The sequence below is a fragment of the Nocardioides sp. genome (genome assembly GCF_031397825.1).
In the GTDB taxonomy this organism is placed as follows: domain Bacteria; phylum Actinomycetota; class Actinomycetes; order Propionibacteriales; family Nocardioidaceae; genus Nocardioides.
In genome coordinates this window covers 1-25,305 of sequence record NZ_JANNML010000225.1, presented here as the reverse complement: position 1 = coordinate 25,305, position 25,305 = coordinate 1, and the positions used below count along the sequence as shown (strand labels likewise).

General features: G+C 70.5%; 30 protein-coding genes. 15 read left to right on the top strand and 15 right to left on the bottom strand.

Features of this window, described 5'->3' with window-relative positions; all coding sequences use genetic code 11:
* Both RMN98_RS18840 and arr read left to right on the top strand, forming a co-directional pair.
* On the top strand, positions 1–564 hold a 564-nt coding region (locus tag RMN98_RS18840), incomplete at its 5' end, for a GNAT family N-acetyltransferase (protein ID WP_309650353.1).
* A 13-nt stretch (positions 565–577) separates the two neighbouring features.
* On the top strand, positions 578–1,012 hold the full coding sequence (gene arr / locus RMN98_RS18835; protein ID WP_309650352.1) for an NAD(+)--rifampin ADP-ribosyltransferase: 435 nt from the start codon (positions 578–580) through the stop codon (positions 1,010–1,012).
* Positions 1,013–1,085: 73 nt separating this feature from the next.
* Here arr and RMN98_RS18830 read toward each other — a convergent pair whose 3' ends face one another.
* Both RMN98_RS18830 and RMN98_RS18825 read right to left on the bottom strand, forming a co-directional pair.
* Positions 1,086–1,289, bottom strand: a complete 204-nt coding sequence (locus RMN98_RS18830; RefSeq protein ID WP_091117245.1) for a cold-shock protein — start codon at positions 1,287–1,289, stop codon at positions 1,086–1,088.
* Between the two features lie 204 nt (positions 1,290–1,493).
* Positions 1,494–1,880 carry a VOC family protein gene (locus RMN98_RS18825; protein WP_309650351.1) on the bottom strand — a complete coding sequence of 129 codons (387 nt, stop codon included), beginning with the start codon at positions 1,878–1,880 and terminating at the stop codon, positions 1,494–1,496.
* A 105-nt stretch (positions 1,881–1,985) separates the two neighbouring features.
* Between RMN98_RS18825 and RMN98_RS18820 the strand changes: the two genes are divergently transcribed.
* From RMN98_RS18820 to RMN98_RS18800, 5 genes are all read left to right on the top strand, one after another.
* Entirely contained in the window at positions 1,986–2,195 is a 210-nt protein-coding gene (locus RMN98_RS18820; RefSeq protein WP_309650350.1) for a hypothetical protein, read from the top strand.
* A gap of 23 nt (positions 2,196–2,218) precedes the next feature.
* Entirely contained in the window at positions 2,219–2,362 is a 144-nt protein-coding gene (locus RMN98_RS18815) for a hypothetical protein (RefSeq protein ID WP_309650349.1), read from the top strand.
* 59 nt (positions 2,363–2,421) lie between these two features.
* A complete protein-coding gene (locus RMN98_RS18810) occupies positions 2,422–3,063 on the top strand; it encodes a hypothetical protein (protein WP_309650348.1) in 642 nt (213 codons plus the stop codon).
* A 58-nt stretch (positions 3,064–3,121) separates the two neighbouring features.
* A complete protein-coding gene (locus RMN98_RS18805) occupies positions 3,122–3,721 on the top strand; it encodes a response regulator transcription factor (RefSeq protein ID WP_309650347.1) in 600 nt (199 codons plus the stop codon).
* Between the two features lie 247 nt (positions 3,722–3,968).
* Entirely contained in the window at positions 3,969–4,361 is a 393-nt protein-coding gene (locus tag RMN98_RS18800) for a hypothetical protein (RefSeq protein WP_309650346.1), read from the top strand.
* Between the two features lie 410 nt (positions 4,362–4,771).
* On the opposite strand, the gene RMN98_RS18795 is transcribed toward RMN98_RS18800, so the two are convergent.
* The 3 genes from RMN98_RS18795 to RMN98_RS18785 are packed head-to-tail and all read right to left on the bottom strand — an operon-like array spanning position 4,772 to position 7,222.
* Entirely contained in the window at positions 4,772–5,077 is a 306-nt protein-coding gene (locus tag RMN98_RS18795; RefSeq protein WP_309650345.1) for a hypothetical protein, read from the bottom strand.
* Between the two features lie 43 nt (positions 5,078–5,120).
* Complete coding sequence (locus tag RMN98_RS18790) at positions 5,121–6,212, bottom strand: NAD-binding protein (RefSeq protein ID WP_309650354.1); 1,092 nt, start codon at positions 6,210–6,212, stop codon at positions 5,121–5,123.
* Positions 6,213–6,256: 44 nt separating this feature from the next.
* Entirely contained in the window at positions 6,257–7,222 is a 966-nt protein-coding gene (locus tag RMN98_RS18785; RefSeq protein WP_309650344.1) for a YihY/virulence factor BrkB family protein, read from the bottom strand.
* 18 nt (positions 7,223–7,240) lie between these two features.
* Between RMN98_RS18785 and RMN98_RS18780 the strand changes: the two genes are divergently transcribed.
* The gene (locus RMN98_RS18780; protein ID WP_309650343.1) at positions 7,241–8,920 is read left to right on the top strand and encodes an acyl-CoA dehydrogenase family protein; all 1,680 of its coding nucleotides are present in this window, start codon (positions 7,241–7,243) and stop codon (positions 8,918–8,920) included.
* 38 nt (positions 8,921–8,958) lie between these two features.
* Here RMN98_RS18780 and RMN98_RS18775 read toward each other — a convergent pair whose 3' ends face one another.
* Positions 8,959–10,374: a cation:dicarboxylate symporter family transporter gene (locus RMN98_RS18775; RefSeq protein ID WP_309650342.1), complete on the bottom strand. Its 1,416-nt coding sequence runs from the start codon at positions 10,372–10,374 to the stop codon at positions 8,959–8,961.
* Positions 10,375–10,517: 143 nt separating this feature from the next.
* On the opposite strand from RMN98_RS18775, the gene RMN98_RS18770 reads away from it, so the two are divergent.
* Both RMN98_RS18770 and RMN98_RS18765 read left to right on the top strand, forming a co-directional pair.
* Positions 10,518–12,122: a sensor histidine kinase gene (locus tag RMN98_RS18770; protein WP_309650341.1), complete on the top strand. Its 1,605-nt coding sequence runs from the start codon at positions 10,518–10,520 to the stop codon at positions 12,120–12,122.
* Entirely contained in the window at positions 12,119–12,796 is a 678-nt protein-coding gene (locus tag RMN98_RS18765) for a response regulator (RefSeq protein ID WP_309650340.1), read from the top strand. Before RMN98_RS18770 ends, RMN98_RS18765 begins: the two co-directional genes overlap by 4 nt.
* Here the strand turns inward: RMN98_RS18765 and RMN98_RS18760 are convergent.
* Positions 12,793–13,236 carry a MarR family transcriptional regulator gene (locus RMN98_RS18760; protein ID WP_309650339.1) on the bottom strand — a complete coding sequence of 148 codons (444 nt, stop codon included), beginning with the start codon at positions 13,234–13,236 and terminating at the stop codon, positions 12,793–12,795. The two genes, RMN98_RS18765 and RMN98_RS18760, sit on opposite strands and share 4 nt — an antisense overlap.
* Before the next feature lie 23 nt (positions 13,237–13,259).
* Between RMN98_RS18760 and RMN98_RS18755 the strand changes: the two genes are divergently transcribed.
* Positions 13,260–14,390: a phosphotransferase gene (locus tag RMN98_RS18755; protein WP_309650338.1), complete on the top strand. Its 1,131-nt coding sequence runs from the start codon at positions 13,260–13,262 to the stop codon at positions 14,388–14,390.
* A gap of 25 nt (positions 14,391–14,415) precedes the next feature.
* Here RMN98_RS18755 and RMN98_RS18750 read toward each other — a convergent pair whose 3' ends face one another.
* On the bottom strand, positions 14,416–15,858 hold the full coding sequence (locus RMN98_RS18750) for a glycine hydroxymethyltransferase (RefSeq protein ID WP_309650337.1): 1,443 nt from the start codon (positions 15,856–15,858) through the stop codon (positions 14,416–14,418).
* Between the two features lie 368 nt (positions 15,859–16,226).
* On the opposite strand from RMN98_RS18750, the gene RMN98_RS18745 reads away from it, so the two are divergent.
* The 4 genes from RMN98_RS18745 to RMN98_RS18730 all read left to right on the top strand — a co-directional run bounded on the left by RMN98_RS18745 (position 16,227) and on the right by RMN98_RS18730 (position 19,680).
* Positions 16,227–17,942 carry a nitrite/sulfite reductase gene (locus tag RMN98_RS18745; RefSeq protein WP_309650336.1) on the top strand — a complete coding sequence of 572 codons (1,716 nt, stop codon included), beginning with the start codon at positions 16,227–16,229 and terminating at the stop codon, positions 17,940–17,942.
* Positions 17,939–18,109, top strand: coding sequence for a hypothetical protein (locus tag RMN98_RS18740; protein WP_309650335.1), 171 nt, complete (start codon positions 17,939–17,941; stop codon positions 18,107–18,109). The genes RMN98_RS18745 and RMN98_RS18740 overlap by 4 nt, the downstream gene beginning before the upstream one ends.
* The gene (locus RMN98_RS18735) at positions 18,106–18,852 is read left to right on the top strand and encodes a phosphoadenylyl-sulfate reductase (protein WP_309650334.1); all 747 of its coding nucleotides are present in this window, start codon (positions 18,106–18,108) and stop codon (positions 18,850–18,852) included. Before RMN98_RS18740 ends, RMN98_RS18735 begins: the two co-directional genes overlap by 4 nt.
* 84 nt (positions 18,853–18,936) lie before the next feature.
* The gene (locus RMN98_RS18730) at positions 18,937–19,680 is read left to right on the top strand and encodes a sirohydrochlorin chelatase (protein WP_309650333.1); all 744 of its coding nucleotides are present in this window, start codon (positions 18,937–18,939) and stop codon (positions 19,678–19,680) included.
* Positions 19,681–20,042: 362 nt separating this feature from the next.
* Here the strand turns inward: RMN98_RS18730 and RMN98_RS18725 are convergent, their stop codons facing one another.
* The 7 genes from RMN98_RS18725 to RMN98_RS18695 form a co-directional block, all read right to left on the bottom strand.
* Positions 20,043–20,426 carry a DUF3037 domain-containing protein gene (locus RMN98_RS18725; RefSeq protein WP_309650332.1) on the bottom strand — a complete coding sequence of 128 codons (384 nt, stop codon included), beginning with the start codon at positions 20,424–20,426 and terminating at the stop codon, positions 20,043–20,045.
* Complete coding sequence (locus RMN98_RS18720; protein ID WP_309650331.1) at positions 20,426–21,196, bottom strand: HipA family kinase; 771 nt, start codon at positions 21,194–21,196, stop codon at positions 20,426–20,428. The genes RMN98_RS18725 and RMN98_RS18720 overlap by 1 nt, the downstream gene beginning before the upstream one ends.
* Complete coding sequence (locus RMN98_RS18715; protein ID WP_309650330.1) at positions 21,193–22,044, bottom strand: polyphosphate kinase 2 family protein; 852 nt, start codon at positions 22,042–22,044, stop codon at positions 21,193–21,195. The genes RMN98_RS18720 and RMN98_RS18715 overlap by 4 nt, the downstream gene beginning before the upstream one ends.
* Positions 22,045–22,049: 5 nt before the next feature.
* Entirely contained in the window at positions 22,050–22,541 is a 492-nt protein-coding gene (locus RMN98_RS18710) for a phosphoribosyltransferase family protein (protein WP_309650329.1), read from the bottom strand.
* 29 nt (positions 22,542–22,570) lie between these two features.
* Positions 22,571–23,329: a regulatory protein RecX gene (locus RMN98_RS18705; RefSeq protein ID WP_309650328.1), complete on the bottom strand. Its 759-nt coding sequence runs from the start codon at positions 23,327–23,329 to the stop codon at positions 22,571–22,573.
* Positions 23,329–24,381: a recombinase RecA gene (recA, locus tag RMN98_RS18700; RefSeq protein ID WP_309650327.1), complete on the bottom strand. Its 1,053-nt coding sequence runs from the start codon at positions 24,379–24,381 to the stop codon at positions 23,329–23,331. Before recA ends, RMN98_RS18705 begins: the two co-directional genes overlap by 1 nt.
* A 220-nt stretch (positions 24,382–24,601) precedes the next feature.
* On the bottom strand, positions 24,602–25,305 hold a 704-nt coding region (locus RMN98_RS18695; RefSeq protein WP_309650326.1), incomplete at its 5' end, for an S-methyl-5'-thioadenosine phosphorylase.

Below are 25,305 nucleotides of genomic sequence, written 5' to 3'. Positions count from 1 at the left end.
GCCGAGGACGTCGAGGCGGTCTTCGAGACCAGTGGCGCCCGCAAGTGCCGGTGCCAGGCCCTGAAGGTGCCGGGCTGGATCTGGCGTGACACCACCCAGGAGCAGCGAGATGCCGCCCTGGTCGAGCAGACCGCCTGCGGCACGGAGCGCCCGACGTCCGGGCTGATCGGCTACGTCGACGGCGAGCCGGCCGGGTGGGTGGCGGTGGAGCCGCGGGCGGACTACCCCCGGATCTGGAGCCGCAAGCAGCCCTGGATGCGTCTGGACCCCGACCTGGCCGGCGTGTGGTCGGTGACCTGCTTCGTCGTCCGCAAGGGATGGCGCCAGTCAGGGCTGACCTACGAGCTCGCCGCCGCCACCGTCGACTACGGCCGGCAGGTCGGCGCGCACGTCCTGGAGGGGTATCCGATCGAGCCCGCGCCGGGCAAGACCGTGATCTGGGACGAGGCGTCGGTCGGGCTGGTGCAGGTCTTCCTCGAGGCCGGCTACGAGGTGACAGCCTCCCCCACGCTACGGCGGCGCGTGGTGCGGCGACGACTGACCCCCCACGGTCATCGCCGATGACTAGGGTCGGCGCATGACCACGTCAGGAGAGCCGGTCCCCTTCGAGGTCCACGAGGACGGGGTCTACCTGCACGGCACCCGAGCCGACCTCGCGGTCGGCGACCTGCTGGTGCCGGGCCGGGAGTCCAACGTCGAGGCGGGCCGGGTGATGACCTACATCTACTTCACCGCGACCCTCGACGCCGCGACCTGGGGTGCCGAGCTGGCGGCGGGTGAGGGCCGAGGCCGCATCTACGTCGTCGAGCCGACCGGGGGCTTCGAGGACGACCTCAACGTCACGGACCGGAAGTTCCCCGGCAACCCGACCCAGTCCTTCCGCAGCCGCGAGCCGCTGCGCATCGTGGGCGAGCTCGTCGACTGGGTGGGGCACTCGACCGAGAAGGTGCAGGCCATGAGAGACGGGCTCGCGGCGTTGCAGCAGCGCGGGGCCGCCCAGATCGACGACTGAGCGACCAGCGCCGGTCAGCGGAGATGCACGCGGGGCCCCGACCGCAGCTGCGGTCGGGGCCCCTCGAGTGAGATCAGGAGACGCGGACGTTCTCAGCCTGGGGACCCTTGGGGCCCTGGGCGAGGTCGAACTCGACCTTCTGGTTCTCGTCGAGCGACTTGTAACCGCTGGTCTGGATGGCGGAGAAGTGGACGAAGACGTCCTCGCCGCCGTCAGCCTGCGCGATGAAGCCGAAACCCTTTTCGGCGTTGAACCACTTGACGGTGCCCTGAGCCATGATCGTTTCCCTTGTTCGTGTGCCGCAGGCAGTGTGCCTACGTGCCGCTGAAGACATCCATCTGTGCTGATGTCCAGCGAACCGAAAACCAGGAGTACGAGATACAGGCCGCGCATCGTGTGCGGCCAGGACGGCTTGCAGAGTCGTCCCTTCAACAGGAACAACGATAGAGCATGAGTGGCTGGATCGGGGTTTCGGCGTCGCTTATCCCGTCGTGGCGTCGTCGATGCACATGATGTTGCCCTCGCTGTCGGTGAACCAGGCCGCGTGTCCCAGGCCCTCGATCATGGCCACATCGCCGTCCCAGGCGACGCCCGGGATGTCGTAGTGCTCGAACTCCAGACCGCGCTCGCGCAACGCCTTCACCTCGGCGGAAACGTCGACCACCTGCCACTTCGCGACCGTGTGCCCGGACCTGCCGGCGAACTCCGTCTCGTAGAGGCAGAAGCTCGCGCCGCCACCCATCTCGTAGGTCAGACCCCCCGGGCCCTCGTGGGTCGGCTCGAGGCCGAGCACATCGGCATAGAAGCGTCGAGCACGCCCCAGGTCGGACGCCGGGACGTTGGCGACGACCACGCTCTCCTTCAACATCGGAACTCCTCTCGTCAGGAAGTGCCGAGCCGCTTCCCCTCCAACGTAGACCTGCACTCGCTGTCCCGACACCCCCGGACGACGATCCCTCCTAGCGTTGTCGTCGTGACCTCACGGACCACCCACCGCAGCTGCACGATCAAGGAGGCGGCCGCCCTGACGGGGCTGCCGGCCAGCACGCTGCGCGGGTGGCGTGCCTGGCAGCAACGGGCCTGTCGGCACGCCGAACGCGGGGGCGACGACGACCTCGCCGAGCAGCTGACAGCCCAGGCCCGTCGGCTCGCCGACGAGATCCGGGACTCCACGAAGAACTGACCCCGACCCCGAGGAGCGCACCCATGTGCGTCAACGCCAACGACGTCCTCATCGAGATCCAGTACGCCCGGATCTGCCACTGCGACATCCACACCGTGGCCTACGAGGGGGTGCTGGCCTCCGACGTGCGCTACCGCTTCGTGATCGACACCAGCAGCCTGGGCTGAGCCCCGGCCGCGGCAGCGACGCGAGAGGCCTAGGGTGGAACGGTCTCGGAAGGACTGCCATGACCTACCGCACCGCACTGACCACGCCGCTGGCCACAGGGCTGGCCACCGCGCTCGCCACCGCGCTCGCTGCCGTGGCGCTCGTCCTGGCCCCTGCCCCCTCGGCGAGTGCCCAGGCGAGTGCCCAGGCCGGCGCCCAGGCCGGCGCCCAGCCCGACGCGCGAGCCGCGCTCCCGACCAAGCGCCTCGTCAACGACCGTGGCGACCGTGACACCCAGGTCGTCGACGCGACCCGGATGATCGTGCGGTCCGCCCCCGAGCAGGGCCGCCGTGCGACCGTGTCGGTCGCGGTCCCGGACGGTCTCGTCGCCGGTAGCCAGGTGGTCTTCCACATCAACACCGACACCGACGCCACCCCCGAGATCGCCTACTTCGGGGCCGTGAGCTCGGAGTTCCGCGGCTACCGGATGAAGAGCTGGACAGCGACCGGGGCGGAGCTGCCCCTGACCTGCGGACGGCTCAACGCCGCGATCGACGGCACCCAGGCCCGTCTCGCCTTCAACCCGCTGTGCATCAACCGGGGCGTGCGGTCGTTCGGCGTCTCGTTCCACCTCGTCGCCGCCAGCGGCGAGGCGACGCAGGACGACTGGCTGCCTGCTCCCCGGATCTTCTCCGGACGCGTCAGGGCCATCGCAGCCTGACCGGACAGGGGACACGTCATCTTGCTCGGCCCGGGGGCCTTTCGTCATACTCGTGCGCGTGGTTCCACCTCCCGTGGGTGTCGCCGTGATCAGCACCCAGGAGCTCATTCGTGGTGGCGTCACCGCGATGCTCTCCCGACACGATGACCAGGTGATCGTCAGCCCGACCGTCCGATCCGGCATCGACGCCGTCATCTACGACGTCATCGGTCTGGCCGCTGGCGACAGCTCCGAGCTCGAGAGGCTCGTGGCCTCGAGCAAGGGCGTCGTCGCCCTCGGCCGCGACCTGCGTCCCGACCTGGGGACGCGGGCGATCGCGCGCGGCGCGGTCGTCTGCGTCTCGATGAGCGCCACCGTCGAGGAGCTCATCGCGGCGGTCCAGGCGGTGCACCACGGTCGGGCGGCCTACGCCTCCCCCACGACCGCGTGGTTGGGGCAGGACGCCGGGCTCTCGGTGCGGGAGGCCGACGTGATCGGGCTGATCGCCCAGGGCCTCAGCAACAAGGAGATCGCCGAGCGGCTCTACCTGAGCATCAACTCGGTCAAGACCTACATCCGCACCGGCTACCGCAAGCTCGGGCTGACCCGTCGCAGCCAGGCCGTCGCCTGGGCCATGCGCAGCGGTGCGCCCGTCGAGGACCTAGCCGCCGAGGCGTGAAGAAACTGTGGATTCACATGACCGCGGTTGAGCTGAACGTCTAGGATCTGCTCGTTGGATCGGACGGGTCGGGTGACCATTGGACCACTCGCACTCTTCGTCGCAGACGACCGCGACCGCCGCTCCGCCTAATTCCAGTAGGCGGGCCGGCGGTCATCGTCTTCAGGGAGCCTGTCCCCCTCGTGATGGTTCAAACCTCAAGCACCGGCAGAAGTTCTCAGCGCCCCCGCCGGCCTACGCTCGGGCCATGACCCGCCACCGCTTCGCCTTCGCCGTCGCCTACCGCGCGCCGGCGCTGCTCTTCGCCATCACGCCCCGCACGGCCTGGGTCGACCTCGACGACGCGCACCTGGCGGTCCGCTACGGACCGTGGTCGCTGCGCACCCCACTGACCAACGTGACCGGCGTGGAGCGCACGGGCGGCTTCGGCTGGCTGAAGACGGCCGGGCCGCCCCACCTGTCCTTCAGCGACCGCGGCATCAGCTTCACCACCAACGGGGACGACGCGGCCTGCGTGAGCTTCGCGACGCCGGTCGCGGGCATCGACCCGACCACGATCATCAAGCATCCCGGCGCCACCCTGACGCTCCAGGACGTGCCCGGCTTCATCGCCGAGCTCGAGCGTCACCTGGCGGGATGAAGCGCCGTCCCCCCCGGGTGGGGTAGACCTGAGAGTGCCGGCGGTCCCAGCGGCCGGGCTCACGCAGCCCTATCGGGAGGGACTGCACACGGGACCGCCGGCACTCGGCATGACCAGGCGCCTAGTCATAAATGACCATTTCTGGCCGGCTGGCCCGGAAAGCCTTTGACCAGGGGGCCCGCCCCCGTATTCTTCAGTCACCGAACCGCTGGTGACCCGAGACTCCAGCGGTTCGGTCTATTTCCGGGAAACTCGTCGGCGCGCGCTGCGCAGACTTGAGATACCCCCACAGCTATGTCACGCTCGAGGCAGGCCTCGTGGACCTATCCCCCCAGGATCACGAGTCCCAGCCAGGCCGTGGTCCGCAAGGATCACGGCCTGGCGCCTTTCACGTCCTCGCACCCGGGGCGTCAGGCTGGCGCGAGCAGCGCGGCCGGCACCCACTCCTCGACCAGCAGCCAGCCGTCGGGGCGCAGCCGGGCGGCGTAGACCACGCGGCCCTCCCAGCCCGCGCCTCCCTGGCGCCACTCGACCAGCAGCCCGGGTCGCTTCTCACCGTGCCGGTCGACGGCGTCGGCGACCCAGCAGTGCCGCGCGGGACAGGTCTCGCCCTCGAGCGGAGCCGGCAGCGAGGGGACCGCCGGACCCTGCTCACCGGCCCGCACGCGCTCCGACAGCGGGATGCCGCTCCCCTGCTTGCTCCACCCGCCCGCCATGCTCCGATCGTCTCACATGATCGAACAGGTGTTCGAAGCCCGCCTAGTCCTCGTCGGTCGCGAAGTCCTCGTTGTGGGTGCCGGGGCGCGGCGCCCACGGCAGCTCCTTGGCGGGACGTACGACGACCAGTCGGTCACCGCGCGCCAGCTGGGTGACCACGGGGTCGAAGTAGCGGTAGACCTTCTCGTCGCGCACGACCGAGATGACCTGGTCGGGCAGCGACTGGGGTTGCTTGCCCACCTCCCCGACCAGCAGGTCGCGCTCGGCGACCTCGAGGCCCTCGCCGTAGGTCAGGAGGTCCTCCATCACCGAGCCGAGGGTCGGCGAGAGCGAGGAGAGACCGAGCAGGCGACCGACCGCGTCGGAGGAGGTGATCACGGAGTTGGCGCCCGACTGACGCATCAGGGGCGCGTTCTCCTGCTCCTTGACCGCCGCGACGATCCAGGCGTCGGGGTTGAGCTGACGCACGGTGAGCGCGGCGAGGACGTTGGAGTCGTCGCGGTTGGTGGTGATGATGATCTGGTCGGCCTCCGCGACGCCCGCCCGGCGGAGCACCTCGCGCCGGGTGGCGTCGCCGGAGACGACTGCCAGTCCGTCGGCGTGCGCGTCGGCGAGGGCGACCGAGCTCGGGTCGACGATGACGACCTCCTCCCGGTCGAGCCCGTTGTTGACGAGCGTCTCGACGGCGCTGCGCCCCTTGGTGCCGTAGCCGATGACGACGACGTGGTGGCCCATCTTCTTCCTCCAACGAGAGACCCGGAGCATGTCCCGGCCCTGCGACGCCAGCACCTCGAGGGTGGTGCCGATCAACAGGACGAGGAAGGCGATGCGGGCGGGGGTGATGACGAACGCGTTGACCATCCGCGCACCGTCCGTGACTGGCGCGATGTCGCCGTAGCCGGTCGTGCTCAGGGTGACGGTCGTGTAGTAGATCGCGTCGGTGAAGCTGATCGTGTTGGTGGGGTCGTTGCCGTCGACGTAGCCCTTGCGGTCCAGGTAGACCAGCAGGACGGTGCCGACGAGGATCGCGAGGGCGGCCAACAGACGACGGCCCAGCTCCCACCAGGGTGAGCGAACGACGTCCGGGAGGGCGATCTTGCCGCGGAAGGCACTGCCGCCCTGGTCGCTCGTCATGTCCTGCACGCGCCGAATCTAGTGGACGCTCCCGCGCGTGCCGATCAGGCCCGGTCCTTGCCGATGCGGTGGCGCAGCCGGTTCATCAGCTCGACCCGTGCGCTGGCGGTCGTCTTCTGCGGGAAGACGGTGTCGAACGCGGCGTTGACGGCCGCACCGATGAGCACGGCGAGGGCCAGGACGTAGAGCCACAGCAGCACCGCGATGGGCGCTGCGAGCGGGCCGTAGATCGACTTGGAGTCGGCCGCGGTGACGGTGAGGATCCAGCGCAGCAGGTAGGAGCCGAGGATCCAGGCGACGAGGGAGAACGTCGCGCCCGGGAGGTTGAAGCTCCAGTTGGTCCGCACGGGGACGGACACGTGGTAGAGCGTCGCGAGGAAGCAGATGCACAGCACCACGACGATCGGCCAGTAGAAGTTGAGGACGAAGTCGAAGCGCGACGGCAGCGCCCTGTCGACGAGCTGGGGACCGGCCACGACCAGCGGGATCGAGATCGCGCCGGTGATCATCGCCATGATGTAGAGCACGAAGGAGAGCGCTCGGGTCTTGATGATCCCGCGGTGCCCACCGAGCCCGTGCATGATCGTGATGGTGTCGACGAAGACGTTGAGCGCTCGCGAGCCCGACCACAGCGCCAGGATGAACCCGAGCGAGATCACGTCGAAGCGCCCGCCCTCCAGCACATCGTCGATGGTCTTGACGATCACCTGGTTGACCGCGCTCTCGGTGAGGAACGACGCCGACAGGTCGATGACGGCCTGCCGCACCTCCTCCACCTGGGCGGCGGAGAAGCGGTCGGAGACATAGCCGACCGCGCCGGCGAGGGCGAAGACCAGCGGTGGCACGGAGAGCACGGCGAAGAACGCCGCCTCGGCCGCCAGACCGGTCACGCGGTAGCGCATGCAGGCGCCGACGGTCGTCACGACGAGGCGCCACAGGGTGTCGGCGAAGGGGCGACCCGCCGCCCACGTCCGATCGGACGCGGCGGTCCCCTGAGTCTCCGCCGTCATGGGCCCTACGGTAGACGCATGGCACCCTCGAACCCGCCAGCACAGGCCGCTGCTCCCACCCGACGTCAGGTCCGCGTCACGACCAACCAGGCACCGCCCCTGGTGGGCCACGACGTCGTGACCGCCGACCGCGCCCTGAGCGAGGCCGTGCTGCGTCACGGCTCGGCCGAGGTGCTCGACGACATCAGCGCGATCGGACGGATGGCCGGCACGGCGGAGGCCAGGGAACACGGCCAGCTCGCCAACGCCCACCATCCCGAGCTCACGGCGTACGACCGCTATGGGAACCGGATCGACGAGGTCGCCTTCCACCCCTCCTGGCACTGGCTGATGGAGCGGGCCGTGGGGCACGGGCTCGCGGCGACGCCGTGGGAGCAGCAGGACGCGGGCACGCCGCACGCCCACGTCAGGCGCGCGGCCGGCTTCATGGCCTGGTCGCACACCGAGCCGGGACACGGGTGCCCGATCTCGATGACGTACGCCGCCGTGCCGGCGCTGCGTGCGGACGACGCGATCGCCAAGGAGTGGACGCCTCTGCTGGCCTCGACGACCTACGACCCGGGCCTGCGGCCGGTCGCCGAGAAGCGTGGCGCGCTGGTCGGCATGGGGATGACCGAGAAGCAGGGCGGCTCCGACGTGCGCGCCAACCTGACGGTGGCGCGGCCGACGTCGGTGGAGGGTGAGTACACCCTGCACGGGCACAAGTGGTTCACCTCCGCACCCATGAACGACATGTTCCTGGTGCTGGCGCAGACGGCTGGCGGCGTCACCTGCTTCGTGCTGCCGCGGGTGCTGCCGGACGGGACGCGCAACGCCCTCGACGTGGTGCGGCTCAAGGACAAGCTCGGCAACCGCTCCAACGCCTCGTCGGAGCTGGAGTTCGACGGCACGCTCGCCTTCCGTCTCGGCGACGAGGGCCGCGGCGTGCGCACGATCATCGAGATGGTCGCCGCGACCCGGCTCGACTGCGTGCTCGGCTCGGCCTCGCTCATGCGCCGCGCGGTCTCCGAGGCGTCGTGGCACGTCGCGCACCGCTCGGCCTTCGGCTCGCTGCTGGCCGACAAGCCGCTCATGCAGAACGTCGTCGCCGACCTGGCCGTGGAGTCGGAGGCCGCCACCGCGCTGGCGATGCGGCTCGCTGCCGCTGTGGACGGCGTGGACCAGGCCCACGAGGCGGCCCTGCGACGGATCGCGCTGCCGCTCGCGAAGTTCTGGGTCTGCAAGCGCACGCCGATGCACGTGGCGGAAGCGCTGGAGTGCCTGGGCGGCAACGGCTATGTCGAGGAGTCGGTGATGCCGCTGCTCTACCGCGAGGCGCCGCTCAACTCCGTGTGGGAGGGCTCGGGCAACGTCAACGCGCTCGACGTGCTGCGCGCGCTGGGGCGCGAGCCCGAGGTGCTCGACGCGTGGATCACCGAGGTCGGCCTGGCCCGCGGCAACGACGCCCGCCTCGACAAGGCGATCGACGACACGCTCGCGCTGCTCGGCGACACCGCGTCGCTCGAGGTGTCCGCCAGGCGGCTCGCCTCGCGGATGGCGCTGTGCCTGCAGGGCTCGCTGCTGGTCCGCTTCGCCCCGCCCGAGGTGGCCGACATCTTCTGCGCCTCGCGCCTGGGCACGTCCTACGACGGGGTCTTCGGCACCCTCGACGGCGGCGACCTGCGCGCGGTCGTGGAGCGTACGACGCCGGTGGTCTGACCAGCGGCCGGAAAGTGCGGGACACTTTCCCGAGGGCGTCAGACGCGCGTGGTCTCGCGCGCCTGCATGGCGGGGACCTGGTCGACGTCCTGGGCCGGCGCGGCCTCGGCCGGGTCGCCAGCGTGGTCGTCGACCATCGTGGCCTCGTCGAACGGGTCGGCGCCGCTGAGCACCCGGTCCATCTGGGCCTTGTCGAGGCCACCGGTCCACTGACCGATGACGACCGTGGCGACCGAGTTGCCGGCGAAGTTGGTCAGCGCGCGGGCCTCGGACATGAAGCGGTCGATGCCGACGATGAAGCCGACGCCGTCGACCAGGTCGGGGCGGTGCGAGCTCAGGCCACCGGCGAGGACCGCGATGCCGGCGCCGGTCACGCCGGCAGCACCCTTCGAGGCGATCATCATGAAGATCAGCAGCGAGATCTGCTCGCCGATCGACAGCGGGTCACCCAGTGCCTGGGCGACGAACAGCGAGGCCATCGTGAGGTAGATCGCGGTGCCGTCGAGATTGAACGAGTAGCCCGTCGGGACGACGACTCCGACCGTGGTCCTGTCGACGCCGGCGTGCTCCATCTTGGCGATCAGGCGGGGCAGGGCCGACTCGGAGGAGGAGGTGGCGAGGATCAGGAGGAACTCGCGGCCGAGGTAGCGCAGGAGCGAGAAGACGTTGATGCCGGTCGTCACCTTGAGGATCGTGCCGAGGATGACGAAGACGAAGACGGCACAGGTGATGTAGAAGCCGATCATCAGCACCGCCAGGCTCTTGAGCGCCTCGAGGCCACCGGCGCCGGCGACGAACGCCATGGCGCCGAAGGCTCCGACGGGGGCTGCCCACATGATCATCGCGAGGACCCTGAAGACCAGGCGCTGGACGTGGCCGATGCCGGTGAGGACGGGCTGCCCGGCCTTGCCCATGCGCTGGAGGGCGAAGCCGATGAGCAGCGCGATGAAGAGCGTCTGGAGCACCTCGCCGGACGTGAGGCCGGAGAGCAGCGAGTCGGGCACGATGCCGAGGAGGAAGTCGACCGTGCTCTCCTTGCCCTCCGCGCCCTCGGCTGCCTTGGCCTGCCCGGCGGCAGCGATGTCGTCGGTGAGTGCGAGGCCCTCACCGGGGTGCAGGAAGTTGCCGACGACCATGCCGATCGCGAGGGCGAAGGTCGAGAGGGTGATGAAGTAGCCCAGCGCGAGCCCGCCGAGCTTGCCGATCTTGGCCGCAGAGGCGACCGAGCCGACGCCCAGGACGATCGTGCAGAAGATGATCGGCTGGATCATCATCGTGATCAGGCTGACGAAGCCCGTGCCGAGCGGCTTGAGGGAGACCCCGACGTCGGGGAACACCAGGCCGGTCGTGATGCCGGCGACGACGGCGACGATGACGCCGACGTAGAGGTAGTGGCTCTTGTCGCGCTGGGGCCGAGCGGTGTCGGCCTGCGCGATGTCGGGTGTGCTGCTCATGTGTCCTCCAAGGTCTTCCGGGACCAAGAGCCCGGCACGTGACCACTGTCACGGGACTTGTGACCCCGGTCACCGTTGTGGTCGTTGTGTTCACAGGGCTCGTGCGCCAGGTCCGTCGCGGGCCGTGCGGCACAATGCGCGACGTGGAACGACGCGAGCCCTCGGTCGCGCGCCAGGTGCTGCTGCTGCAGGTGCTGGTCGTGCTGGTCCTCGTCGTCACCTCACTGGCGCTGGCCGTCGTCGACGCCCGCCGCGACGCGCGGGCCACCGCCACCGAGCGCGCCATCGGCGTCGCGAGCACGCTGGCCGACTCGCCCACCCTCGTCGCAGCGCTGTCGACGCCCGAGCCGAGCGCGACCATCCAGCCCTACGCCGAGCGGGTGCGCGCCGACGCCGAGGTCGACTTCATCACCGTGATGTCGCTGGAGCTGATCCGCTACAGCCACCCCGATCCCGCCAACATCGGCAAACCGTTCATCGGCGATGTCGGAGACGCTCCGCAGGGGCGCACCTTCACCCAGGAGTACGCCGGCAAGCTCGGTCCCTCCATGCGAGCGGTCGTGCCGATACGTGACGACGACGGCACCGTCGTGGCGCTGGTCGCGGTCGGGATCACCATCGTCGCGATCAACCGGTCCCTGCGCGACGACCTGGTCCTGATCGCCGTCTCCGCGCTGCTCGTCCTGCTGGCCGGGTTGCTCGGGGCCTGGTTGGTCAGTCGTCGGCTGAAGCGCCAGACCCACGGGATGGGCGAGCGCGAGATGACCCGGATGTACGAGTACTACTCAGCAGTGCTGCACGCCGTGCGCGAGGGGCTGCTGCTGCTCGACCAGGAAGGGCGCGTGCAGCTGGTCAACGACGAGGCCCGGCGGCTGCTCGTCCTGCCCGAGAACGTGATCGGGCGCCGCTTCGACGACCTCGGCCTCGCGCCGGGACTGGTGCTCGCGGCCCAGGGTCGCACGACCCAGTCCGACGACCTCTACCTCGCCGGCGACCGGCTGCTCCTGGTGTCGTCGGCGCCCGCTGCGTGGGAGGGCCGCGCCGTGGGTGCCGTCGTGACGCTGCGCGACCACACCGAGCTGCGCGCGGTGACCGGTGAGCTCGACGTCGTGCGCGGGCTGACCGAGTCGCTGCGCTCGCAGACCCACGAGGCCGCCAACCGGCTGCACACGATCGTGTCCCTGATCGAGATGGGCCGGGCCGGGGAGGCCGTCGACTTCGCGACCGAGGAGCTCCAGATCGCCCAGCTGCTGACCGACCGGGTGGTCGGGGCGGTGGGCGACCCGGTCGTCGCCGCGCTGCTGCTCGGCAAGACCTCCGAGGCGGTGGAGCGCGGCATCGACCTGACCATCACCGGCGAGCTGCCCGAGGGCGTCGACGTGCCCGCGCGTGACCTCGTCACCGTGCTCGGCAACCTCGTCGACAACGCCTTCGACGCGGTCGTCGAACGGTCCGTGCGGCGGGTCGGGGTGCGGCTCGAGCTGGCCGGGGACGCCGTACGCATCGTGGTCGGTGACAGCGGTCCGGGACTCTCGGAGGAGGACGCGGCGCGTGCGCTCGAGCGCGGGTGGTCGACCAAGGCGTCCGCCGGTGACCCCGGTGGCCGCGGCGCCGGTCGCGGGGTCGGCCTCGCGCTGGTCGGGCAGGTGGCCAAGAGCCACGGTGGCGCGGTGAGCGTGGGTCGCTCCGACCTCGGCGGCGCGGAGTTCGCGGTGACCCTGCGGGCCGCTCGAGCGGTGTCGTCGTGACGACCCGGGTGCTGATCGTCGAGGACGAGGCGCTGGCCGCGGAGGCGCACGCGGTCTACGTGGGCCGGATCGACGGCTTCGAGGTCGCCGGAACCGCCCGCTCGGCTGGCGAGGCGGCTCGCTTCCTGTCCGCCGACCGCTCGGTCGACCTGGTCCTGCTCGACATGCACCTGCCCGACGGGCACGGCCTCGGTCTGCTCCAACGCCTCCGCGCGGCCGGTCACCTGTGCGACGTGATCGCGGTGACGTCGGCGCGCGACACCGACGTCGTCCGGCACGCGGTCACGCAGGGCGTCGTGCTCTACCTGCTCAAGCCCTTCACGTTCGCGACGTTCAAGGCCAAGCTCGAGCAGTACGCCGCCTACCGCGACCAGCTCGCCTCCGCCGATGCCGAGGTGGTCCAGGACGAGGTCGACCGGATGTTCGGCTCGCTGCGACCGGTGGCCGGCGGCGCGCTGCCCAAGGGGATGAGCGCCGAGACGATGCGCCAGGTGACGGCGGCGCTGCGCGACGGGGACGCTGCCCTGTCGGCCAGCGAGGTCGCCGGCGTGGTCGGGGCGTCCCGCGTCACCGTGCGGCGCTACCTCGAGCACCTCGCCGACACCGGCTCCGCCGAGCGGCGACCGCGCTACGGCTCCTCCGGGCGGCCGGAGATGGAGTACCGCTGGGTCTAGGCGTCGTCGGACCGGGTCGCGATCTCCTCGAGGACCCGTCGGAAGGTGGCGTAGCGGCGAACCCCGACGAGGTCGCGCCAGCGGTCCTCGATCTCCTCCATCCGCCGGGTGACGTCTCGGACGTTCTGCTCCCCCAGCCCTGTGCGGCGCACGAGACGGACGCGACCGTCCTCCAGACTCGGCTCGCGCGTCAGGTGCCCGCTGGAGACCAGCTGGTCGACGAACTGTCCGCAGCCCTGCTTGGTCATCCGCACCCGATCGGCGAGCTCGGTGACGCTGACCCCCTCGACCGGGACCGACGCGATCACCCGGAAGTGCGACTGACGCAGGCCCTCCCACTCGTCTGGCGGGAACCCCTCGCGCACCTCGAGCATCAGACCGCCCACGAGCACGGCGACGTGGCGCTCCGCCGCGGGAATCTCGCTCTTGACGCTGACCATAAAGCAACTTTACCATCGCGGACATGTCGTCAAGCGGCTTGACCACCTCCCTCGGACCGGGCTCGGTGGACGACGAGACGCTGGCCGCGATGGTGGCCGACCTCCTCGGTCATCCAGTCGTCGACCTCCTGCGCGTCGACGTGGACCGCGTCGCCTACGACCTGCCGTCGATCACCACGACGGCACGGCACTGGGTCTCGGGCACCGCGCGCACCCCGGACGGCGTGGAGCCGTGGCGGATCTTCGTCAAGCAGGTGCAGTCGTGGCGCCACTCGCCCCTCTTCGCCGACGTGCCCGACGAGGTCCGGGAGCTGGCAGCGGCCGGCGTGCCGTGGCGGATCGAGCCGCTCGTCTACCGCTCGGACCTGCACGAGCACCTCCCCGCGGGCCTCTCCATGCCGCGCGCGCTCGGGGTCTTCGACCTCGCTCAGGACGCGGCGGCGATCTGGCTCCCCGAGGTCGAGCACTCGACGGTCGCCTGGACCCCACACCGCTATGAGCGCGCGGCCTACCTGCTGGGACGGCTGGCGGGCAACCGGGCGGTCGCGGCCCGCGCCGAGGTCGGCTGCTTCGACTGGTCGCCCCGCGTCTACCTCGAGGGCCGCCTGCGCTTCGACGTGGTGCCGTCGCTCCGCGGGGCGGACGCCTGGCAGGTGCCCGGGGTCGCCGAGGCCTTCGGCGACGAGCTGCGCGTGCGCCTGAACGACAGCGTGGGTCGCCTGGACGCGATGGTGGACGAGCTCGTGGCACTGCCTCGGGCGAGCGCCCACGGAGACGCGAGCCCCAACAACCTGTTGCCCGGCAGCAACGAGGACGATCTCATCCTCATCGACTTCGGCTTCTTCATGACCCAGCCGATCGCCTTCGACCTGGGGCAGCTGATAGCGGGTGAGACCCAGCTCGGCGACGGACCGGACGACCTGGAGGGGGTCGACGACGCCTGCGTGACGGCCTACACCCGCGGGCTGACGGACGAGGGCGTGAGCGTCGACCGCGCCGTCGTACGGCGGGCCCACGCGCTTCAGCTCTTCATCTTCGCGGGGATCTCCACACTTCCCGGACGAGAGGCGATGCCTCCAGCGCAGCTCGCGCGTCGCGCCGCCCTGGCGCGCCTCAGTCTCGACCTGCTGGACGCGACGCAGCCAGCAGCCTGAGGCCTCAGGCCTCAGGCCCCAGGCCTCAGGCCAGGTCGAGACCGGGGTAGAGCGGGTGCTTGTCGAGCATCTCGGCGGACGCGTCCTTGACCTTGTCGGCCAGGCCCTCGGGCAGCGTGTAGGACGCCTTGGAGGGGCCGCCGGCCTTGGTGGTGCCGGCCTCGGCGTTCTGGAGGACGTGCACGATCAGCTCGGCGACGGTGTCGAACTCGTCGTGGCCGAAGCCGCGGGTGGTGAGCGCGGGGGTGCCGAGGCGGATGCCGGAGGTGTACCAGGCGCCGTTGGGGTCGGCGGGCACGGAGTTGCGGTTGGTGACGATGCCGGCGTCGAGCAGCGCCGACTCGGCCTGACGGCCGGTGAGGCCGAAGCCGGACACGTCGACCAGCACGATGTGGTTGTCGGTGCCGTCGGTGACGAGCTTGGCGCCGCGCTTCATGAAGCCCTCGGCAAGCGACTTGGCGTTGTCGGCGACCTGCTGGGCGTAGGTCTTGAAGGAGTCCTGGCGCGCCTCGGCGAACGCCACGGCCTTGGCGGCCATGACGTGCGAGAGCGGGCCGCCGAGCACCATCGGGCACCCACGGTCGACCGAGGGGGCGTACTCCTCGGTCGCCAGCACGATGCCGCCGCGCGGACCGCGCAGGCTCTTGTGGGTGGTCGAGGTGACGATGTGGGCGTGCGGGACGGGGTCCTCGTCGCCGGTGAAGACCTTGCCGGCGACCAAGCCCGCGAAGTGGGCCATGTCGACCATCAAGGTGGCGCCGACCTCGTCGGCGATCTCGCGCATCTTGGCGAAGTCGACCCGGCGCGGGTAGGCGGAGTAGCCGGCGACCAGGATCAGCGGCTTGAACTCACGCGCCTTGGCGGCGACCTTGTCGTAGTCGAGCAGCCCGGTCACCGGGTCGGTGCCGTACTGCTGCTGGTGGAACATCTTGCCGCTGATGTTGGGGCGGAAGCCGTGGGTCAGGTGGCCACCGGCGTCGAGGCTCATGCCGAGCAGGCGCTGGTTGCCCAGCTCGTGGCGCAGCGTCTCCCAGTCGGCGTCGGTCAGCTCGTTGACGTTCTTGGCGCCGAGCTTCTGCAGGGCAGGGGCCTCGACCCGGTGGGCCAGGATCGACCAGAAGGCGACCAGGTTGGCGTCGATGCCCGAGTGGGGCTGGACGTAGGCGTACTCCGCACCGAACAGCTCCCGGGCGTGCTCGGCGGCGAGCGCCTCCACGGTGTCGACGTTCTGGCAACCGGCGTAGAAGCGGTGGCCGACCGTGCCCTCGGCGTACTTGTCGCTGAACCAGGTGCCCATCGTCAGCAGGACGGCGGGCGAGGCGTAGTTCTCGCTGGCGATCAGCTTGAGCGAGCTGCGCTGGTCGGCCAGCTCCTGTCGCGTCGCCTCGGCGATGCGGGGCTCCACCGAGGCGATGACCTCGAGGGCTTGGGAGTAGGCGCTGCTGGTGAGGGCGGTGAGGTCGGCCATGACGGCAAGACTACTGCTGCGGCAACGGGACCCGACGATCATCCTCGGACGCTGGACCAGCGGGCCGCCGGAGATGTGACGTGCGACGCACCGGCGGCGGAGCCAGGCGGGACAGCGACGGATTGCGTCTCGCATTTTGGACGCACCATCCACATCATGGGATTTCACCTTGTGGGCACCACGTCCGAACCGTGAGACTCCTTGACATGATCAGCGCCGAGACGCACGCCTACCTCGTGGTACGACGCCACGTGGACTTCGGGCGCACGCGCAGCGCGATGTGTTGGCCTCGCTGAACCACGTCGCCCCCCGACCAGCTGCCCGCGCCGCATGCCGCGCGAAGCCCCAGCGAAGGACACGTCCCCCTCATGCCCGATCTGCGCTTCCAGTCCCAGCCTCCCGCCCACACCGAGATCCCGCGCCCCAAGCGCGCCGAGGGTCAGTGGTCCCTGGGCTACACCGAGCCGCTGAACAAGAACGAGCAGTCCAAGAAGGACGACGACCCGCTCAACGTCCGTGCGCGCATCATCAACATCTACTCCAAGCGCGGCTTCGCCTCGATCGACCCCGCTGACCTGCGCGGCCGTTTCCGCTGGATGGGCCTCTACACCCAGCGCGCACCTGGCTTCGACGGCGGCAAGACCGCGACCGTCGCCGAGGAGGAGCTCGACGCCGAGTTCTTCATGCTCCGCGTCCGTTCCGACGGTCGCCTGCTGACGCACGACGCCGTGCGTGCCCTGGGTCAGATCGGGGTCGACTTCGCGCGCGACACCGCCGACGTCACCGACCGCGAGAACATCCAGTACCACTGGATCCGCGTCGAGGACGTCCCTGAGATCTGGGACCGGCTCGACGCCGCCGGGCTGAGCAGCCTCGAGGCCTGCGGCGACTCCCCGCGCCCGTTCCTCGGCTCCCCCGTCGCCGGCGTGGCCGAGGACGAGATCATCGACGGCTCCTCGGCGCTCGACGAGATCTTCGACCGCTACATCGGAGACCCGGCGTTCTCCAACCTTCCGCGCAAGTTCAAGACCGCCCTGACCGGTCACCCCAGCCACGACGTCTCCCCGGAGACCAACGACATCTCCTTCGTCGGCACCGTGCACCCCGAGCACGGTCCCGGCTTCGACCTCTGGGTCGGCGGTGGTCTGTCCACCAACCCGATGCTCGCCGCCAAGATGGGCGTCTGGATCCCCCTGGACCAGGTGGCCGACGCCTGGGCCGGTGTCGCCTCGGTCTTCCGTGACTACGGCTACCGCCGACTGCGCTCGCGCGCGCGGTTGAAGTTCCTCGTCGCCGACTGGGGCGTGGAGAAGTTCCGTGAGGTCCTCGAGAAGGAGTACCTCGGACGCGAGCTCGTCTCCAACCCCTCGCCCGAGACCCCGGTCGGTCACCGCGACCACATCGGCGTGCACCCCCAGAAGGACGGCAAGTCCTACATCGGCATCGCCCCGACCGCGGGCCGCGTGTCGGGAACCCTGCTGGTCCAGCTCGCCGACCTGATCGAGGAGTACGGCGTCGCCGGCGCCCGCCTGACGCCGTACCAGAAGATCGTGCTGATCGGCGTGGACCAGGACAAGGTCGAGCCGCTCGTGGCCCGCCTGGACGAGATCGGCCTGTCGGCCCGCCCGTCGCAGTGGCGTCGCAACACGATGGCCTGCACCGGCATCGAGTTCTGCAAGCTGGCGATCGTCGACACCAAGGAGCGCGCCCGGGCGCTGGTCGGAGAGCTCGAGAAGCGCTTCCCCGACCTCGACACCCCGATCACCATCAACGTCAACGGCTGCCCCAACGCCTGTGCCCGCACCCAGGTCGCCGACATCGGTCTCAAGGGCCAGCTGGTGATGCAGGACGGCGAGCAGGTGGAAGGCTTCCAGGTGCACCTCGGTGGCGCCACGGGGCTCGAGGCCAACTTCGGCCGCAAGCTGCGCGCCCACAAGGTCACCAGCGCCGGCCTCGACGACTACGTCACCACCGTCGTCACCAACTACCTCGCCGAGCGCACCGAGGGCGAGCGCTTCGCGACGTGGGTCGCCCGCGCCGACGAGGAATTGCTGCGGGGCGACAAGGTGTTGAGCACGACATGAGCAACGAGCGCGCTGTGCCCTTCCACTGCCCCTACTGCGCAGACGACAACCTGTGGCCGCACGAGGCCACGGACCCGTCGGTCAAGGGCGCGTGGGAGTGCCGGTCGTGCCAGCGTGCCTTCACCGTGACGATGCTCGGGATGTTGCGACGGGAGGTCGAGGCATGACCACCGCGACCACCGCCGCCGCCCGCGCGCACCGCGGGATCGAGACCTCTGGCCGCTCCCCCGAGGAGCTGCGTGAGCTGGTGTCCCACTGGGGCGCCGAGCTCGAGCTGGCACCGGCCGAGGACATCATCGAGTGGGCAGCCGCCACCTTCGGCGACCGCTTCTGCATCACCTCCTCGATGGGTGACGCGGTGCTGGCGCACCTCGCCGCCAAGGTGGTGCCGGGCGTCGACGTCGTCTTCCTCGACACCGGCTACCACTTCGTCGAGACCATCGGCACCCGTGACGCGGTCGAGGCCACGCTCGACGTCACCCTCCTGACCATCACGCCGGTCCAGTCTGTCGCCGAGCAGGACGCGGCCTACGGCAAGGACCTCTACAAGACCGACCCTGACCTGTGCTGCAAGCTGCGCAAGGTGCAGCCGCTGGCCGAGTCGCTGTCCCACTACGACGCCTGGGCCACGGGCCTGCGGCGCGCGGAGACCCACAACCGCGTGATCGCCCCGGTCATCGGCTGGGACGCCAAGAAGGGCAAGGTCAAGGTCTCCCCGCTTGCGCGCTGGAGCGACGAGCAGGTCGAGCAGTACATCGCCGAGAACGGCGTGCTCGTCAACCCGCTGGTCTACGACGGCTACCCGTCGATCGGCTGCGCGCCGTGCACGCGTCGTGTCGCCCCCGGTGAGGACCCCCGCAGCGGGCGCTGGGCCGGCACCACCAAGACCGAGTGCGGGATCCACTCATGATTGCTCCCCGATCCCACGTCCGACCCCTTTCCGACAGCGTCGTCGGCTCCACGCAATTGTCGTTCACGAGAGGAGGCCGCGCTGATGGCTGCTCCTGCACTGGTGGCTCTGGCTCACGGAAGTCGTGACCCGCGGTCGGCCAAGACCATCACCGCCCTCGTCCAGGAGGTCAAGGCGATGCGGCCCGACCTGCGCGTCGAGAAGGCCTACCTGGACGTGTCCAAGCCGGACTTCCAGACCGTCGTCGACCGTCTGGTGAAGGCGGGCTACGACGAGGTCGTCGTCGTGCCCCTGCACCTCACCGACGTCTTCCAGACCGGCGCCGACGTGGCGGCCGCCGTGACGTCCGCGACCGAGCGGCACCCGGGCCTGCAGGTGCGGGTCACCGCGATCCTCGGCCTGGAGGCCTGCTTCCTCGAGGTCCTCGACGAGCGCCTGCGCGAGGCCCTGCGCACCTCTCGCGTGCGTGAGCTCGATGCCCTGGTGCTCGCCGCCGCCGGGTCCACCGACCCGCTGGCCAACCAGGCCGTCGCACGCCTCGCCCGGCTCTGGGGCACCCACCACAAGCTCCCGGTGACCGCGGCCTACGCCTCCAGCGCGCCCCCGGCCACCGGCGAGGCCGTGCGTGCCTTCCGCGCCGAGGGCCGCCGTCACATCGCAGTCGCCTCGCTCTTCCTCTCCCCCGGCTTCCTCGCCGACCGGGCCGCCGAGCTTGCCGTCGAGGCCGGTGCCGTGGCCGTGTCCGCACCGCTCGGCGCGCACCCGGAGGTGGCCCGCACGATCCTGGCCCGCTACGCCGTCGGCGCCGTGGAGCTCGTGCCCGTCTGATCGATCGCCGAGTCGGCGCAATGTTGCATCGATCCCCTGCAACATCGCGCCGACTCGGAGTAGTACCTGCACCGTCGACTCGGCTTGCAGTCGTGTGCCGGCGACAGCGCTCCAGCACGCTCGGCGGCACACGACTCCAACATGGTGCCCGGGTCATGGAACCCCCTGACGAGTCGTGGGCCCCAGGCGGCACCCTGACGCTGCCTGCGACACACGACCCGCGCACCTCACTCGGCCCGTCAGATCGATCGCCGAGTCGGCGCAATGTTGCAGGGCGTGGCTGCAGCATCGCGCCGACTCACGCCCCGGCGTTCAACATTGCGCCGACTCGCGCCCTCTGGCGCAACATAGCGCCGACTCGGCTATCCGACCAGCTGGTGGATCAGGCGCTCGAGCTGGCGTGACGGGTCGGTGGTGACGCCGCCGTGCACCGGGCCGGGCTGGAGCACGGTGCTGCGCGGCGCCTTGACGAAGCCGAAGCGCTGGGTCGTCGGCTTGCCGGCCACGACGCCGGCGCGCACGCGGCCGGCGCAGACGGCGTCCACGAAGTCGAGTGCGTCGCAGACCCGGTCGACGTCGACCAAGGGGTCGAAGGCGCGCAGCCGCTCGGCGTCCACGTGCCAGGCAGCCGCCAGGAAGTCGGTGGCGTGGCAGTAGAGGACCACCCCGACGTTGACGAACTCCTCGCGCTCGACGCGCGGGACGCAGCGCAGCACGACGTACTGGTAGGCCAGACGCTCGGTCATCAGCCGGCCAGCTCCGGCAGCCACTGGCGCGTCTCGAGGCGCGCGATGAGGAACTCGACGTACGACGCCCGCAGCTCGGCGCTGTCGGCCACGCCAGGGGTGGCGGCGGGATCGAGCCAGGCGTCGGGCACCTGCGCCACGACCTCGGTCAGCAGCGCGGGCGTGACCAGCGCGGAGAGCCGTTCGTCGACGGCCCCGAGGCCCTCGACGCGGTCGAGCAGCACATGGTCGGAGGCGTCCCACGGCTGCATCGCGAAGCGGGCCGGGTCGGTGACGCCACCCGCCCAGGCGTGGTGGAAGTAGAGCGCGGCTCCGTGGTCGATGACCCACAGGTCGCCGTGCCATCGCAGGAGGTTGGGGTTGCGCCAGCTGCGGTCGACGTTGGCGCAGAAGGCGTCCAGCCACAGCACGGTCGCGGCCACCTCGCCCGTGGTCGGCACGTCGCCGTCCCAGCCGAAGGCACCCGGCAGGAAGTCGACACCCAGGTTGAGACCCGGGCTCGCGTTGAGGAGGTCCTGCACCTCCTCGTCGGCCTCGTAGCGCGCGATGTCGGCGTCGAGCTCGAGTGCCACCAGTCGGGGCGTGTCCAGACCGATCCGGCGCGCCAGCTCGCCCACGATCACCTCGGACACCAGGACGCGGATGCCCTGGCCCGCGCCGCGGAACTTGCAGACGTAGGTCCCGAGGTCGTCGGCCTCGACGACGCCAGGCAGGCTGCCGCCCTCGCGCAGCGGGGTGATGTAGCGGGTGACGCAGACGGTCTCGATCACGCGACCGGGCCCTGGTCGGCCAGCCGCTGGCGTTGCTCGTCGACGTCGAAGTCGGCGACCGGCCACTGCGGGTCGAGCCCGTGCAGGGTGTCGCGGAGCAGCTGGCCCACGGCCAGGTTGCGGAACCACTTCTTGTCCGACGGCACGACGTGCCACGGGGCGTGGTCGGTGTGGGTGCGCTCCAGCGCGACCTCGTAGGCCTGCTGGTAGGCGGCCCACTCAGCGCGCTCATCGATGTCGCCGGGGTTGAACTTCCAGTGCTTGCTCGGGTCGTCGAGGCGCGCGAGGAGTCGCTTCCCCTGCTCGTCGGCGGAGATGTGCAGCATGCACTTGAGGATCGTCACGCCCGACTCGGTGAGCTCGCGCTCGAAGTCGTTGATGGCGCCGTAGCGTCGCTCGATCTCCTCGGTCGGAGCCAGCGATCGGACCCGGGCGATCAGCACGTCCTCGTAGTGGGAGCGGTCGAAGACCCCGACGTAGCCGGCACCGGGGACGGCGTTGCGGATGCGCCAGAGGAAGTCGTGGGCACGCTCCTCCTCGGTGGGTGCCTTGAACGAGGTGATCCGCACGCCCTGCGGGTCGAAGAGCCCGATGGCCGAGCGCACCACGCCGCCCTTGCCGGAGGTGTCCATGCCCTGGAGGACCAGCAGCACCCGTCGTGTGCCACCGCTCTTGCCGTCGGCGTAGAGCCGTTCCTGGAGCTCGGCCAGCTCGGGGCCGAGGTCGAGGAGAGCCTGCTGGCCGTCGACCTTGGAGCCGCCGAAGCCGGGGGCCGCGTCGGTCTCGAACTTCGTGAGGTCGACAGGTCCGGTCGGACCAGCGGCCAGGAGGAGTGGGTGCGCGCTCACGGACGTCATCGTGCCGCACCGCTCGCCGAGGTGACCGGAGGCTGGCTCGACCAGGGGAAGTCGATCCAGCGCTCGGTGCGTCGCCATACGTAGGCCGGGTGGACGACTGTCCACGGCTTCTCGTAGATGACGGCCTCCCGCGCCTCGGCGACGTGGTCGGCGCAGAAGTCACGCACGATCTCGAGGGTCTTGCCGGTGTCGGCGACGTCGTCGGCGATCAGCACCTTGAGCCCCGACAGGTCGACCGCGGCCGGGGTCGGCGGGAGCATGATCGGCACCTCGAGGCGGGCGTCGACGCCGGTGTAGAACTCGACGTTGACCGCCGACAGGTTCTTGACGCCGAGGGCGTAGCCCAGGCCCATGCCGAGCCCCAGACCACCGCGGGCGATGGAGAGGATCAGGTCCGGCTCGAAGCCGTCGTCAACGACCTGCTGGGCCAGCTCACGCACCGCGGTGCCGAACAGCTCGTAGGTCAGGATCTCGCGCTCGTCAGCCACGGTGCGATTGTGGCATCCCAAGGTGGGGATCAGGCGTCGGGAGCCTCGAGCCCCTCGCGGTCGGCCGAGCGCAGCTCATCGCGGACGACGGCGAAGGCCATGCCGGAGGCGTAGCCCTTGCGGGCGAGCATCCCGACCAGGCGGCGCGTGGCCGTCTGGTCGTCGACCCGGGACAGGGTGCGGAGCTTCTTGCGGACCAGCAGGCGCGCGGCATGCTCCTCGTCGGCGGGGTCGATCTCGTCCAGTGCCTCGCGGGCGACCTCGTCGTCGACGCCCTTGCGACGCAGCTCCTGCGCCAGGGCGCGGCGGGCCAGGCCCTTGCCGGGCTGGCGGCTGCCGATCCACAGGCGCGCGAACGCCTCGTCATCGATCAGCCCAACCTCCTCGAAGCGGTCGAGGAGGCGGGTCGCGACGTCGTCGGGCACCAGCTTTGTGGCGAGCTTGGCCTGCAGCTCGCCACGGGTGCGGGGCTGGCCGGTCAGCTGGTCGAGCAGGATCTTGCGGGCCACCGTCTCGGGGTCGGCGTGCGGGACCTGGGTCGCCTCGTCCTCGGGGGGCGGGGTGGTCCGGCTCGCTGTGCGGCGACCCGACCGGCGACCGCCGGACGAGCGTCCGGAGGTCCCTCCGCGCGTCTCGACGCGGGCTCCGTCGTGGCCCGGCTCGACCTCCGAACGGTCGTGTGTCTGCTCACCCGCATCAGTCGACGCACCGCGGCGAGTCCAGGCGTCGACGCCGAGCGAGACGTCCCCCGCCCACGCGGGCGGGGGACGGTGCTCGTCGAGGGACATCAGAAGGAGTCGACGCCGATCGGCTCGTCGCTGAGCGCCTCAGCGGGGGCGTCGACGGTGGGGCCGATGCCGAGCTTCTCGAGGATGCGCTTCTCGAGCTCGTTGGCGAGATCGGGGTTGTCGTGCAGGAAGGTGCGCGCGTTCTCCTTGCCCTGGCCGAGCTGATCGCCCTCGTAGGTGTACCAAGCGCCGGCCTTGCGGACCAGACCCGCCTCGACACCGACGTCGATCAGGCCACCCTCGCGGCTGATGCCCTTGCCGTACATGATGTCGAACTCGGCCTGCTTGAACGGCGGGGCCACCTTGTTCTTGACGACCTTGACGCGGGTGCGGTTGCCGACCATGTCGGTGCCGTCCTTGAGCGTCTCGATGCGGCGCACGTCGAGGCGCACCGAGGAGTAGAACTTCAGCGCCCGGCCACCGGTCGTGGTCTCCGGCGAGCCGAACATGACGCCGATCTTCTCGCGCAGCTGGTTGATGAAGATCGCGGTCGTGCCCGAGTTGTTGAGCGCACCGGTCATCTTGCGCAGCGCCTGGCTCATCAGGCGGGCCTGGAGACCGACGTGGCTGTCGCCCATCTCGCCCTCGATCTCCGCGCGCGGCACGAGCGCGGCGACCGAGTCGATGACGATCAGGTCGAGGGCGCCGGAGCGGATCAGCATGTCGGCGATCTCGAGCGCCTGCTCACCGGAGTCGGGCTGCGAGACCAGCAGCGCGTCGGTGTCGACGCCGAGGTTCTGCGCGTAGTCGGGGTCGAGCGCGTGCTCGGCGTCGATGAAGGCCACGATGCCACCGGCGGCCTGGGCGTTGGCCACCGCGTGGAGCGCGACCGTCGTCTTGCCGGAGGACTCCGGGCCATAGATCTCCACCACGCGACCGCGCGGGAGGCCGCCGAGCCCGAGGGCCACGTCGAGCGCGATCGAACCCGTCGGGATCACTTCGAGCGGTGCACGGGTCTCGTCGCCGAGCCGCATCACCGATCCCTTGCCGAACTGCTTCTCGATGTTGGCCAGTGCCATGTCGAGGGCCTTGTCGCGGTCTCCCACTGCCATCGCTGTCATCCCGTCTGGAGGTCCGCGCGAACGTCGGCGCGGAGCAGGTTTTCTGTGTCACTGGCGACCCTAGGAAGTCCCGCCGACAGATTCCCGTGGGCCCTCGCGGGCTGGGGAGAAGTCGGGGGTCGGTCCGCCGGTCGGTGATTCCCGGCCACCGTAGCCCGAACACGTGTTCGACTGGCGAACCGTGTCCCGGCGTGTCGGCAGAAGCCGCCGGTCAGCCCGGCCGGTGCTCCGGCGCGACGTCGTCGAGCCACGCGCTGCAGGCGTCCGGGGCGGGCTCCGGGAGCAGTCCGACCGCCTCGACGAGGTGGCCCTTGAGCCGCTGCAGGTTGCCCGCGAACATCGCGAACACCGCCGCCTGGTCGACCCCCTCCCCCGACTCGACCCCCGCGTCGAGGTCGGTCACGAGCGCGATCGTGGCGTAGCAGAGCCCCAGCTCGCGGGCGAGCACCGCCTCGGGGTGGCCGGTCATGTTGACCAGCGACCAGCCCTGGGCGGCGTACCACTGGGACTCGGCGCGGGTGGAGAACCTCGGACCTTCGATCACGACCATCGCGCCACCGTCGACCGCGTCCGGGACCGCACGCAGCAGGGCGTCGCGCAACGACGGGCAGTAGGGGTCGGCGAAGGGCGCGTGGGCGGCCCCGCGCTCGACGAAGGTCTGCACGCGACCCGTGGTGCGGTCGACCAGCTGGTCGGGGACGACCAGCGCTCCGGGTGGCGTCGACTCCTGGAGCCCGCCGACCGCGCACGGGGCGAGCACCTGGCGGACGCCGAGCGAGGCCAGCGCCCACAGGTTGGCGCGGTAGTTGATCAGGTGCGGCGGGAAAGCGTGGCCGGCTCCGTGCCGCGGGAGGAAGGCCACCTCACGACCGGCGACCGTGCCGACCGCGACGGGCGCGGACGGCTCGCCGTAGG